The organism is Teredinibacter purpureus (genome assembly GCF_014217335.1).
In the GTDB taxonomy this organism is placed as follows: domain Bacteria; phylum Pseudomonadota; class Gammaproteobacteria; order Pseudomonadales; family Cellvibrionaceae; genus Teredinibacter; species Teredinibacter purpureus.
In genome coordinates this window covers 407,843-421,407 of the sequence record NZ_CP060092.1, presented here as the reverse complement: position 1 = coordinate 421,407, position 13,565 = coordinate 407,843, and the positions used below count along the sequence as shown (strand labels likewise).

Sequence of the window (13,565 nt, the reverse complement as noted above, 5' to 3'; positions counted from 1 at the left end):
ATACAGTGTTTACATTTAAAGTTTAGGTCTATATGATCCGCCGTGTTTAGTGTGGCGATATTTAAAAACGCATTTAGCCGCGTAAAAGGCTAGATGTGATTTATGGAATATCCGCAGTAAATTGCTAAAAGTTAGCCTGATCAAGCACTCAATTGAAATACTAAGAGAGAGTAAACGGCTGCTTTTCTAGATCCTTAATCTATGGGGAGTTTAACGTTGTGGTCGTTTCGCCGAGTATGAGTTGCGGTTATACATTTGAGTTTTGTCATAAAACTAAGAACTTTTCCCATTACTATACTGACTGCCACGAGCCAATTGTGGGTGAGGTGAAGGACTGGGTGCTTAACGATTTGGCCGAAGCGCTTCCCGACTTTAATATAGATCAGTACTTTTCCTCCCAACCCACTATCTTTTCAGATTACGACCATCTTGTACTGACCATAGATGATGCTACGGGTAAAATTGTAGGTCTCATTGGCTCGCGCTGGCTCCGTTCGGAGGAGGTCGAATGTCTGTATATTTGGACGGCGGTTGTGGGGAATGACTACCGACGTACAACTTGCTTTCCCGAGATGTTACGCGTGCATTTTAATCGTGTTCTCAATGATGAAACGCCATTTCCTGCTGTTGTCGCGACCAAAACATACAACCCCCTGGTTTACAGGTTGCTGGACATCATGTTTTGCAAAACGCCGAATGTGTCAATGTATCCAAGCCTTGTAGGGCGAGAGATCAGTGAAAAAGTAAAGGAAGATGCTGGAAGGGTGGCAAGGTTGGTAGCACCAAAACTGGACTACTGCGCTGAAAGTTCTACTGTTTACGGCGGGCAAGCCGCTGTAGCGCCGGACTTCTTTCCCTATATGCAAAAAACCAGTGTTGAAGCCATCTGGAATCATTTTACGACCCATCTTTCGCGAGACGATCAAATTCTTTGTGTGATCGATATCCCATCGGACACCGAACGTGATGAAGTTGTGCGTCGTAATAAGTGGGACATCCTTTAAGTTCGAGCTGGGCGCGTCGAAAATTGATTTCGACCGGTATTGTCCCCGTCAAAGTGCATTGGTTAGGTTTGTAGCGGATGTCTGGCTTTTCCAACCATTCTAGTATTGAGTGCGTGAGTTGCGTGCGGAGGAGCTGTTTTGTTTGATGTTGATTTTTCTAGTACTGAAAGTACCGTGTTTATACGGAACGCGAAAACCAAGAGCGTTAGTACGAATACATTAGCTGAGCTATATACCGATGCGAGAGCGCTAGCAAAGACGTTAGACGATATTGGGTTGCCCAAGCGTTGCAGGGTAGGCTTGTTGGCTAAAAATGCCTATCGTTGGCTAGTATGGGATATCGCGTTACTTTATTCTGGCAGAACTTCGGTTATTTTTACGGATGATTTTGAGAATGACAATGTCTCTGAGTTAACTGAAACCTATGGTTTGAGTTTGATTGTGTCCGATTGTGGTGATGATGAATACCCTTATCACTGCAGTATTGATGCGCCCCCTACGTTACCCACTGAGAATCGAGCCGCTACAGTGGATGACGACGATGTACTTAGTTTGGTTTTTTCATCGGGAAGTAGCGGAAACTTAAAGGGCTTGACGATTAGTCGCCAAGGTTTTCAGCATGATGTTACGGTATTTGCGGAGTTGTATAGTTTAACCAGCCAAGACTCGATGCTCACATTTTTACCCCTGAGCAATAATCAGCAACGATTGTTATATTGGTCCTGTTTACTCGCACGCTGCAGTATTGTTGTTACACCTGTAAGCGCTGCATATACCGACTCCTCGGCTTTAAACCCCACCTTTTTTATTGCGCCCCCCTCCTACTACGATAATCTACTGAAGATTATCAGTGGAGCCAGCCCGGAAAGTAGGCCTTTATTTCTCCATAAATTGGTCGGCAATAATATTCGTTTTTGTATAACGGGCATGGCGCCCATTGCAAAATCTTCACTCGAAAAGTTAGCGAATGCTGGGTTGCCCATTGTTGAAGTTTATGGGCAAACGGAACTGGGTGTCATTACGGTGAATACACCCAACGATAACTGCGTGGGCTCTGTAGGTAAGCCTATTAAGGGCGTATCGCTGAAAATAGGCGATGACGGCGAAGTGGTGGTGTTAAAAAAACCTAAACTTACTATTAATTATTTCCAAGCCTCGGAAGACGATATTAGTAACACATTTATGCACGATGGACTTGTGGCTACTGGTGATATCGCTAGTGTTGATGCCGCTCATAACCTCTATATAGAAGGGCGTAAAAAAGACGGCATTGTAACGCGATCTGGAGAGAAGTTTCAGCCTGTCACGGTTGAGAAGTTACTTGATGAGTTGGAATGTATTGATAAATCTGTTGTGCTAACAGATGCTCGACAAAATGTTTTTGCGGCCATTTTTACGCTAGACGAGCGCGCCGACATAGACACTGTAGTTGAAAAACATATTCAGAGCGTTAATAAGGGGTTGGACCCGAATCGACAAGTTCATGCCTGGACAATACTGCGCGTGACGTTGTCTAGAGAAAACAAAATGTTAACGCCCAATCTGAAACTAAATCGAATTGAAATACGAAGGATGGTTCTGGAGTCTTTAAACTCTGAATCAGCCGTGGAGGTATAGGCCCTATGAGTATAACTGACTACATTCCCCTGATCGTTTCTACTCTGATCGAGATCTCGCCTGTTGCGGCAAGCGCACCGGACATTAATGCGGAAACGGATCTTCAAGGCGACCTTGGTGTTGACTCCATTACGCTTATAACGATGGTTTTTAAGTTAGAGGAAGATACTAACCTTCCTATTCAAGCGGCGATCTTAGAGGCTCCAGATGTTGCGACGGTGGGTGACCTCAACACCTTAATGATAGGGCTTTCGTAAATGTCGGAGAACACTATCATTATAGATGCACATACACATTTATCATCTACGCGTTATATTCCGGATGATTTTTTTAGGGGTATCGCCCGAAATACACAGGTAAGCCTTCGTAAAAACGGCGTAGAACGTGATCTTGATTTACTCACGAATATGGTTAAAAGTCAGCATAATGACCATGAAGGACAGGCATTACTGGCTGAGATGAAGAAGGCGAACATTGAAAAATCGGTATTGTTATTGCCTGATTTCACCTATTGCATGCAGTCTGAGTTGACGATTGCGGAAATGTACGACGAGCATTTTACTCTGCTAAAAAAACATAGCACACAATTTTCAGTATTTGCAGGGGTAGATCCACGATGGGGCGCAGATGGTGTGTCGCTGTTTGAAAAAGGCGTAACAGACTACGGGTTTGCCGGCCTTAAACTCTACCCGCCATGCGGCTATAGCCCGAGCGACCCATCGTTGTTTCCCTACTACGAAATTTGTCGACAATACTCTCTTCCGGTACTACTACACACGGGCCCTACGTCGCCAGAAATGAGCTTCGAGTTCTCTGCGCCTGAGCTTATCGACTCGGCGGCCCGAAACTTTCAGGATGTTAATTTTATTCTCGCTCATGGCGGCGTATTCAATCGAGATACCGTGGTAGATCTGTGTGTCTTCAGGCCGAATGTTTATTTGGACCTGGGCGGATTCACCACAATAAATCATCCAGATGGTTGGCAGCATGCGCTTACTGAATTATTTCGGATGGGTGTGAACCACAAAATTATATTTGGAACCGATTGGCCGGTAGCGAGAGCGCCGGGTGGGCAAAAGCAATTAATGTCTAAATTCGATAAAACGCTTGAGGCTATTCCTGAAAAGGAAAAAATCTATATTCTATCCGATAATATTAAGCGCATAACACCGCGACTTTTGGGTGGTGAGGCGTTATAAAAATTACTCACGCCAAAAAAACCGGTTCCAATTCAGTTCAATACTATAAAAAATAGATTATCTTTGTGTCGGTATTCAATAGCCGTTATTCACGAAAGGCTGCTTTCCCAGCCGGAGTAAAAACATAGGCGGCATTGCGCTGTTGTGCCCTCGTCAATACTTTCTAGATCAGGATGTTTGACAAAAATGAATAGTTACAATACCGATTTAGCGACAAGTGATGTGCCCCCAGCAACTACGGCTTGACATCCGCTTGTCGAGCGTAAACGTGACGAACAGAGACTAACAGTAGGCTTAACGTATGACAGTGCAAAATATTTTGTGGGACTTAGGGTGCAAGGGAGTTGAAATCTCACTTGAAAACGAGCGCATAATGGTGACTGATCATTTCGCTAATCTGAATAGCGATGACGAAAAATCCATTGCTCACCACGAGCAAGAAATTAGTGAGCTGTTACTGCAGCGGCGATGGAGCTATAGAAAATTACCGCCAATTACTCCGCGTATCAGTGCAGAGAGCGGCTTGCATTATAAGCAAAAAAATTGGTGGAATGCGGTTAAAGCCGGCACGGGATTTTCGGGGATTGGTTTTAAGCCTGTAGTGTCGTACAGCACAATTAATCGTGAAGTGTTGCAAGTGGCACTTATGAAGTTGGTGGAGCGGCATGATGCTTTGGCTCTATGCGTTAGGCCAGGGGAGCACGATACCATCGTGCAATACGTGCATAGATGGGATGAGTTTGACATACCCTATTATAATCTTTCCGATGAAGTAGAGCTTACCAAAATAATGGAACGTTTTGGTACCACGGGCTACTCGGCCACCTACGAGTTTGTTCATGAATATACTCGTCAATACCGCGATCTGCCCACCGAGGCAACACTATTAAAAACAGATAAACCGCTGTTTCGTGTATCAGTGATTAAAACTCAAGATCAACGTTGGGAAATTGCACTGTATACAGACCATTTAATTTCAGATGGTTTAAGTGTTGAATTGGTACGTAATGAATTGCATACCCTTTATGTAAACGCGCTAGAAGGCATTGAGTCGCCGCTTAAAAAAACGTTGCCTTTCCTTGATTACGTTGACTGGCATAATACGTTTTATAACCCGCAATCGGTCTGGACGTTAAAGGAAAGACAGTTCTGGGAAAAATATTATGCTGATATGATATCTAGCCCAATTCCTCATGACACAGACATAAACGAGGCCGATGAAACCGAATTTATTCACTACCGTTTTTCTGAAGAGCATTCGCTTCGTATTACAGCGGCTGCAGCTTCGGCCAAAGTGTCGGAATTTAACCTCTTATTTGGTGCTGTGTTCTTGGTGCTAGCGGACACGTTGGACCAGCAAGACCTCACTATTCCAACCATTATGACGGGGCGTCTTTTGCCCGAAACACAGACTATTGCCGGTCATTTTGCAGAAATGGTATTTGTTAAAAGCAGGGTAGACTCACCTACCGATGCAGTTGCAATGGCTAAAAAGCTAGGAAAGTTACTGTTGAGCCTTCAGCTTAGGCTCAATGTTAACTCGACCGACCTTCTGCCACTGGGAGTCTCGTCAATTGATTCTCGATTGACAAAACATGTTAATTCGACACTGATTTTCTCTGGCGAATTTTATCGTGAGCTATCCAGTATTGAGTATGAACAATTCAGTTTAGATAAAAAATTAACGCGCGTTAAAAATGATCACAATACGTCGCCGAAGCTGGTATGGGTAAGAGTCTATAAAAAGAACGGTGTTTTTTGTTTCTCGGTTAGTTACAGTGCCAAGTACCATAAGCGAGAAAAAATGCTACTTATGACGAACAAGATGGACGATATACTCTTTTGTGCAGAGCAAAACTTTGGGCAACAATGATTGGCTGGTGAAATTATAAACAAGTATGGAGAGACACAGCAATGATAGATATTGACCTGCTTAGAGAGGTTTGTTTCGATATTAAACCGGATGTTGACCCACAATCCGTAGAATTAGCGTCTCATTTAATCGATGATCTGAATTTTGATTCCATTTCGCTTGTATCAATAATCGTGGAGCTTGAATCCAGAACTTCATTAGATCTGGCCGAGCACGCGGAGCAGTTTATTGAGGCGAATACGGTCGGCGACATTATAGCAATAGTGAATGATATAGCGGCGCAGTAGCCATTAGATTAAATGTGGAATATAAACCCAGTACATTGCGAAAGTCGGTACCCTAGCGGTGAACTCAACATAATGTGATAAAAAGATGAATAAATTAGCTTCGCGCATAGACGCAATACGCAACACCAATACGTTAAGACGACAGTCGCTACGTGCCGGTTTGACCTGCGTGTGCTTGATGGTTGTAGTTGCGTTTATAAGCGGCTGCACGGATAGCGGTGCAAACGAAACCAAGGCCGAAGACGAACAAGTATCGGTGGGCGTTTATACCGTGTCTAGCCAGAAAGATTTTAATGACCATTTCTATACGGGGTTTGCCAAAGCTGCAACTCGGATTGATGTTATATCAAAAGTATCGGGCGTGGTAATAAAACGAAACTTCGTCGAGGGTGATGGTGTAGCGTCCGGCGCTGTATTGTTCGAGATCGAGAGGGAATCCTATGGCTATGCGTCAGAGAAAGCACATTACGACGTAGCGGTACAACGGGCAACTTATCAGCAATCTCAGCGTGAATTTGATCGGAATGTTGTATTGAGTGCGGGCAGTTCGGTGAGCGAATCGGATATAGATTTACTTAAAACACGATTAGAGGTTGATGAGCTGAATCTAAGGAAACGTGAAGTTGAAAAAAAATCGGCGGCGTACAATCTAGCCGAAACTTATGTAAAGGCGCCTATTGCTGGTCGAACGTCGTTTACTGATTTTACGGAAGGTGATTTTGCGGTTGCCGGCGAGTCAAAACTCGTTGAATTAATAAATGATAGTCGCATGTACGTAGAGTTCGCCATGCCTGAGCTCGTTTTTAATCACTATTTTGTGGGTAATAAAAACGACGCTCTTGACGAGCGTGTGACAGTTTTAGTGTCGAAAAATGGTGATAGAAAAGTGGCAGCTACTCTTAATATAGGCGCTAGACGAATAAAGGAAAATCAAGGGGCGGTAATTCTTAGGGCAGAGTTTTCCAATGACGACGGTCTGTTTATTGATGGCTCGTTTGTGGGCGTTGAGGTAAGAGTCGCCAATAAAAAAGCACCATTTTCCATTCCCCGAAATATCGTCGTAAAGGACAATGAAAGCCAACACGTGTTTAAAATAGACGACAATAATGTCGTGCAAAAACTGTTGGTGCGTGTTGTCGAGGAGACAGCGAATACCTATTGGGTAGAAGGTGATTTGGCTCTAGGCGTTCGTTTGGCGTCTACAAATTTACAGTCCATCCAAGATAGCGCTCGTGTAACTGTAGAGCCATAGTGTAAACCCTGGTTTTTCAGCAACCTTCTTAGCGGCCATTTGGGCGCTTTTGGGTGGTCTGTGAAACGTTGGCAAGACCTTTTGTTAGCCTCTAATGAGTATCTATGAAAATTACATCCTTGTGCTTAAATAATACAAAATTCACGGTTATAGCGAGTCTGCTAATTGTATGCGCTGGAGTCTATGCTTTTTTTAAACTTCCAATGAGCGCTTACCCCAATATTGCTTTTCCCGCTATTACCGTATCGGCTAATTTTCCTGGTGCGAGTGCGGAAATTGCCGATCGCTCCATTAATGCGTTAATAGAGCCTAAATTACTGGGAATAGAAAATGTTATCTATACCGAGTCTAGCGCCAATAATCGTGGTGCCGCGAGCGTAACGGCAATTTTTGCACCTGGAGAGAACGAGCTTGAAGCACTAGTCAATGTTCAGAGTGTGGTTGCTCAGTTAGAGTCACGTTTGCCTGCTATAGTCGCTAGAAACGGGATTACAGTTGCAAAAGGTGGTGGCAGTCTATTGATGACGGTAAACCTGCTGTCAACGAAGCCGGAGCTAGATCGAATTTATTTAAGTAATTTTGCCAGTGAAGAATTACTGAACGAACTTAGCGGCATTCAGGGTGTTTCAAAGGTTACCATTTTTGGTGAGATGAAACACTCTATTAGGGTGTGGTTAGATCCCGTTAAAATGTACAAGTTTAATATTGATGCGGACCAAGTTCTCGAGGCCATTCGAGAGCAGGGTGCAGTGGCGTCTGTGGGTAGGCTTGGGCAGTCTCCGGGTGTTCATGATAGCGAGTCCGAAGTGATTGTTGTTTCAAATAATTACCCGAGCAACGAAATTGAAACTGCTGAAATTATTGTAAAAATGGATTCGTTAGGCGGTGCTATACGGCTTAGTGATATCGCTCGAATCAATAAAGGCGCCGAGAGTTACGACGAGACGGCGAAGATTAATAATTTTTCGACCGTTATGCTCGGCGTTTTTCAAGACAGTAATGGTAACGCCGTAAAAATCTCGCGTGAAATTAGAGAGCGTATGGCAGCGTATAACGAACGCCTGCCGGAAGGTGTTGAATACGCGATAAAATACGATACATCGTTGTTTGTTGATCAAGCCTCAAATGAGGTTTTTTCTGCTTTGGCGCTAGCGTTCTTTATTGTGGTGGTTGTGGTTTTTATCTGTTTGCGCTCTGCGGCGGCTACACTGGTACCTGGTTTAGTTATTCCTATTTCTCTGTTGGGTACCATATTTATTCTATTTGTCGCCGGTGTAAGTATTAATCTCATATTATTGTTGGGTTTGATTTTGTCTGTTGGGGTCGTGGTTGATGATGCGATTCTTGTAGTTGAGCGCGTAACCCACCTAAAAACGGCGTATAAATTATCCAGCTACGATGCGACATTAAGGGCAATGCGGGATATTAGTAAGCCCATTATTACTACCACGATAATTCTCGTTATTGCATTTTTGCCATTCTATCTTTTCCCCGGTGTACAAGGCATTCTTTATGGCCAATTTGCTTTTGCCCTTATTATATCGGTAACAATTTCCTCTGTGCTGGCCTTAACACTGAGCCCCGTAATGTGTAGCCAGCTACCGGAGTTAAGTGTCGCGCAAATAGAAAGTAGTCGTACTGATCGTTTGGCTAAAATATTGGCGCGTTGGTTGAATGCTGCTGTTGTTTACTTTATTAGACACTGGCTTATTTCGATTATCGTATTTATTGTTGTTTTAGCGCTTAACGTTGTGTTGTTTTTTCGCTTACCAAATAGCTTTGTTCCTCAGGAGGATACCGGTTACGTGGTGATGGCTGTGGTGCTACCCGATAATTCGTCGTTGGGTGAGACAACAAAAATTATGGACGAGCTGTCCTCTATTGTCACTGATGATGTCGCCGTGGATTCTACAATCGTTATTAATGGCTACAGTTTTATTGGGGGCAATAGTTCTAATAACGGTTTGGCTTTTGCGGTGCTTAATGATTGGTCTGATCGTCAGGAAAGCCATTTAGGCATGAATAGTACCGTAGATCGATTACGCGAGAAATTATCGGTTTTGGGCGCTCATGGCACTGTCTATGTTTTTGCGCCTCCGGCAATATCGGGCCTGAGCCAGGCTGGTGGTTTTGATTTAAAAATATTTGGCTACAACAATCAGTCGATGAGAGAATTGAATGTTGAGGCAAAAAAATTCGTTGAAAAAATATCGGCTCTGCCATCTGTAGGTTCTGCGAATAGCAATTTTAATGCTGATACTGTTCGTTATTCCCTTGAAGTTGATTCGTTAAAAGCGAAAGCTTTGGGTGTTGATATTGGGAGCTTTAATCGAACCATTCAAACCTTATGGGGCTCGCGTTATATTGGTGACCTTGCTGCAGCTAAGGGTAGTTACCGCATAATTGTTCAGGCGGAATCGGGGTATCGAGCTAATAAAGATTCGTTACAGTTTATTCGTGTAAGAAATAAAGTGGGCGATCTCATTCCCGTTACGTCTTTTGCTCAAATTGTTGTGAGTGAAGGTCCCAATTCGTTGAGTCGTTATAACGGTCGATTGTCCATTGGCGTTAGCGGCTCTGCAGCGTCTGGATATTCTATAAGCGAAGTTGTTGCCGATATAGAAGCAATTAAGAATGAAATGTCTCAAGGCTATTCGTTGGGCTGGAGCGGTGAGGCTGCGATGACCAGCGTTCAATCTGATTACGGTAACCTGTTGTTATTGGGCGCAATACTGTGCATCTATCTGGTGTTGGTGATTTTGTATAACAGTTGGGTTACGCCATTCGCCATTATTGCTGGTATCCCGGTTGCAGTTATTGGCGGCTTAGCCTTATTGGTGTTGTTCTCTTCAGATTTAAACATCTATTCGACAGTTGGTTTGATTTTGGGTGTGGCACTTTATGTGAAATCGATGGTGCTTGTTGTCGATAGAGCCTATAAAAGTCTTGAGTCAGGAGCGAGCATTTACCGTGCAGCAATTAAGGGCGTTAACGAGCGTGGTCGCGCAATTTTAATGACATCCATTTCTTTTATTGCTGGCGTTATGCCATTGGTCTTTACGTCTGGCGCAGGTGCGGGGGCTAGATTTGCCTTAGGTATATCCGTTACCGGCATGGTTTTGGCTACGGTGCTTTTCGCCGTTGCCTTTTTCCCTGCCGTTGTGGTGTTTAATTATCGTGCCTCGCGCTATTTAAGGGATCGGTTCACTATGCCGAAATAGTAGCGTTTAACTATAAGAAGATAGGCCATCTTATTGTAGCGTTCAGTACGCATTTATAGTGGTATTGACCTAGGCGCTAGATGAGCGAACAACATTGGGTATTGACGGGCGAATAACATGATCGATGATGCAGCAAATGAAGAGACGAAGCCACAAGAGCAGAAAAGTAGCGTTATTGAAAAGGGCCTTAAGGGGTTAGTGCCCCCTATGATTTTTGAGTGGGCTATATTGCTCTCCGTACCTTTTGCCGATGTATTTTTTCTCAGTAGGATATCGGATAATTCAGCAGCCGGTGTGGGTATGGTTACGCCTTATATTTTAGGCTGTTTTGTTGTTATTGAGGCGATCTGTATTGCCTGCGTAAGCATTGCCGGCCAAAAAATGGGGAAGGGCGAGTCTACAGTTTCTAGAGAAACTTTGTCTTTTATGTTGATTGTTGTCACAGTGGTGTTAGCGCTATTGGCGACGTTGCTGGGTAGTTTCTCTGGTTCTCTTGTGGCATTAATGCACTTGCCGCAGGCCGTGAGTGTGGAGGCAGAGCAATACCTTTCAATTGGTGCCTTTATTCTCGTTGGCTGGGGCGCAGCGGCGGCTTATAAAAGCGTACTTAATTTGTATGGGCACCCTAAGTGGAACCTGGCGGCTACGTCTATATTGACGGTTGTTAATATTTCGTTAAATTCAATTGTGGTGTTCGGTTTGTTTGGTTTTCCCAAAATGGGTGTTACGGGTGTGGCGATTTCTAGTGTAATTGCAGCATTTGTATCATTGGCATTTTTGGCGATTGTTGTTAGATACAAATTTGGTATTCGGTTATATGATTTTCCGTCGTTAGATTCCATGCGGTCAATGTGGCGGCCAATAGCAAACATTGCCATCCCGTCTTCGATTGAACCTCTGTCTTATCACGTTTACGCTTTTATTCTTAATTTATTGATTGCGCGTGTCGGTGTGGAAGAGGTGACGATGCGGGTTTACGCGAATAATATTTTTACTATTTGTTTGGTTGTGAGCATTTCTTTCTCGATTGCTACGCAAATGATCGTTGCGCAGTTGTACGGGGCGAAACAGCTGAGGCGAGCGCATTTAGAGCTCACTCATAGTGTTAAAATTAGCTGCTTAATTATAGGTGCTCTTTCGATTCTATTTTGGTTGAATGCCGATAGTCTTATTCGCTACTTGTCGGAAAACGACAATGTAATAGAAATGGCGGCTACGGTATTTATGATTTATTTCCTAACGGAAATACCACGAACGATTAATATTGTGGTGACGGGTTCGCTTAAAGCGGTTGGTGATGCGTGGGTTATCACCTTTAGGTCCTGTATTATTACGTGGATTATAGCGTTACCCAGTGCGTTCCTATTAACGCTCTATTTTGAGTTGGGTTTACTCGGCATTTTATGGGCGATATTCTTGGATGAGTTATTGCGTTCGATCGCTAATTTATCGCGCTGGTATTCTAAACACGCGGGTTTGCAGGGGGGATTTTTCTCTGTAATGAGAACGGAGTTAATGCGACTTGTGTTGCCTCGGAATAAAAAACAGATGCTGTCTGGTGAGGGCGGTGGTTAATCGTTGTCGTATCAGCGTGCACCGGCTAGTGAGCAGGGCGGTTACTCTTCCGTAGTGCGGTGTTGGCCGAGGTGTGTAGCCACAGAAAACGTCATTCTGTGTTGTTTTTCAAAATGACGTTTTTGTATGGATTCTAGTGGTGGTGCCCACCTGCACCATGGGCGTGTTTGTGTGTAATTTCTTCTTCGGTCGCAGCGCGAATATCTTTTATTTCCACATCAAATTCTAATGTCTTGCCGGCAAACGGATGGTTGAGGTCTATTGTGACCATTTTTAATCCCGGCTTAATGACAGTGGCATTGATGACACCTTTTTCGGTATTCACTTTTACGATCATACCGGGAAGTAAACGTTTATATTTTCCAGCCAAATGCTTAATGGGTACTTTCTTTGATGCGTCTTCTCGAAGCGGACCGTAAGCTTGTTCTGGAGAGAGGGTGACTTTTTTCGTTTCTCCAACGGAGAGGCCTTCCATACCGTCTTCCAAACCGGCCAATAGGTTGCCGTGCCCGTGAAGATAGGCCATAGGTACAGAGTCGTGGTTGGATTCTAGTGGCGGGCCACCGGCTTCTCCTAGGGTGTAGTGGAAGCTTACTACGTTGTCTTTAGACACTTGCATGGGATTTGTCTCTTGGCAAAACCGTCATTATATCACCGTATTACGAAGATTTCGGGTGCTGCTGGCGATAGCCTGTGGGTGAAATGCCCACGACTTTTTTAAACCGGTTCGAAAAGTTAAACACATCTTGATAGCCCAAAGTGTTGGCAATTTGGCCGAGTGGCCAGTTGGTGTCGGTTAGCAGTTGTCGTGCTCTGTCCATACGCAGGCTAATAAGGCGTTGCATGGGGCTTTGATTGTATTCCTGTTGACAGAGCCGGTGCAGATGTGGGGCCGAATAATGGATGCGGCTTGCCATATCCGCAACGGTCCATTCTACGTGAAGCTGTTGTTGTAGCTCATTAAACAGCCCTTCCAGCCGTTTGGCTTGATCGAGATGCGTACGGCTGGCAGTGGGTGTACCGAGCGCTTGGTTGAGATAAAGGCTCAGTTGTTTGACAGGCGATTGACGCATGGCTTCATTGGGTTCGTAATACAGCTGACACAACAGGTAATAGATAGGCGCCGCGATCGCGCTGTAATGGACATCGCTGGGTTCTTGATTTAGGTGATGCCAGTGTGGGCTATCGTCCAGGCAAAACCATGCGGTGGACCAATGCTCGGCGTCGAGTGAAAAAAGGAAGGGCTTGCCGCAGGGCAGTAAGGTGAGCGTGTTCGCTTCGATAGCCTGCTCGCCGGAGGGTGTGTACAGTTTTCCTCGACCTTCTGTGGTGAAGAGCAGCGTATGATAATCGGAGGCTTTACGGCCTACCCAATAGCGCCCTTTTAATTGTGAGACCCCCGCAAAGCCGATGCCCAGTGCCGGTAATTCTGGGACGTTATCGCTGTTTAAAAAGCGTTCGTGGCATTCGGGGCCTAATTCCAGTTGGTCTTCCCACTCTTGGCTTTGCATGGTGCTCTTTATTTGTAGATCGCCTA

The 13,565-nt window shown here is 44.4% G+C and carries 11 protein-coding genes; 9 read left to right on the top strand and 2 right to left on the bottom strand.

Annotated features, from left to right (window positions below):
* Positions 1 to 317 precede the first annotated feature (317 nt).
* The 9 genes from H5647_RS01635 to H5647_RS01595 all read left to right on the top strand — a co-directional run bounded on the left by H5647_RS01635 (position 318) and on the right by H5647_RS01595 (position 12,028).
* Entirely contained in the window at positions 318 to 1,004 is a 687-nt protein-coding gene (locus H5647_RS01635) for a hypothetical protein (protein ID WP_045855793.1), read from the top strand.
* A 138-nt stretch (positions 1,005 to 1,142) separates the two neighbouring features.
* Positions 1,143 to 2,621 (top strand): AMP-binding protein, encoded by a 1,479-nt coding sequence (locus H5647_RS01630; protein WP_045855791.1) that lies wholly within the window; start codon positions 1,143 to 1,145, stop codon positions 2,619 to 2,621.
* Between the two features lie 5 nt (positions 2,622 to 2,626).
* Positions 2,627 to 2,878 carry an acyl carrier protein gene (locus tag H5647_RS01625; RefSeq protein WP_045855790.1) on the top strand — a complete coding sequence of 84 codons (252 nt, stop codon included), beginning with the start codon at positions 2,627 to 2,629 and terminating at the stop codon, positions 2,876 to 2,878.
* On the top strand, positions 2,879 to 3,820 hold the full coding sequence (locus H5647_RS01620; RefSeq protein ID WP_052691809.1) for an amidohydrolase family protein: 942 nt from the start codon (positions 2,879 to 2,881) through the stop codon (positions 3,818 to 3,820).
* 301 nt (positions 3,821 to 4,121) lie between these two features.
* Complete coding sequence (locus tag H5647_RS01615) at positions 4,122 to 5,693, top strand: condensation domain-containing protein (RefSeq protein ID WP_045855789.1); 1,572 nt, start codon at positions 4,122 to 4,124, stop codon at positions 5,691 to 5,693.
* Positions 5,694 to 5,734: 41 nt separating this feature from the next.
* On the top strand, positions 5,735 to 5,980 hold the full coding sequence (locus tag H5647_RS01610) for an acyl carrier protein (protein WP_045855787.1): 246 nt from the start codon (positions 5,735 to 5,737) through the stop codon (positions 5,978 to 5,980).
* Between the two features lie 85 nt (positions 5,981 to 6,065).
* The gene (locus tag H5647_RS01605; protein ID WP_045855785.1) at positions 6,066 to 7,232 is read left to right on the top strand and encodes an efflux RND transporter periplasmic adaptor subunit; all 1,167 of its coding nucleotides are present in this window, start codon (positions 6,066 to 6,068) and stop codon (positions 7,230 to 7,232) included.
* Between the two features lie 104 nt (positions 7,233 to 7,336).
* On the top strand, positions 7,337 to 10,453 hold the full coding sequence (locus H5647_RS01600; protein WP_082086923.1) for an efflux RND transporter permease subunit: 3,117 nt from the start codon (positions 7,337 to 7,339) through the stop codon (positions 10,451 to 10,453).
* Between the two features lie 117 nt (positions 10,454 to 10,570).
* Positions 10,571 to 12,028: an MATE family efflux transporter gene (locus H5647_RS01595; RefSeq protein WP_045855781.1), complete on the top strand. Its 1,458-nt coding sequence runs from the start codon at positions 10,571 to 10,573 to the stop codon at positions 12,026 to 12,028.
* A gap of 133 nt (positions 12,029 to 12,161) precedes the next feature.
* Here the strand turns inward: H5647_RS01595 and H5647_RS01590 are convergent, their stop codons facing one another.
* Both H5647_RS01590 and H5647_RS01585 read right to left on the bottom strand, forming a co-directional pair.
* On the bottom strand, positions 12,162 to 12,647 hold the full coding sequence (locus H5647_RS01590; RefSeq protein ID WP_045855778.1) for an FKBP-type peptidyl-prolyl cis-trans isomerase: 486 nt from the start codon (positions 12,645 to 12,647) through the stop codon (positions 12,162 to 12,164).
* Positions 12,648 to 12,687: 40 nt separating this feature from the next.
* Positions 12,688 to 13,539 carry a helix-turn-helix transcriptional regulator gene (locus H5647_RS01585; RefSeq protein ID WP_045855776.1) on the bottom strand — a complete coding sequence of 284 codons (852 nt, stop codon included), beginning with the start codon at positions 13,537 to 13,539 and terminating at the stop codon, positions 12,688 to 12,690.
* Between the last annotated feature and the right edge of the window lie 26 nt (positions 13,540 to 13,565).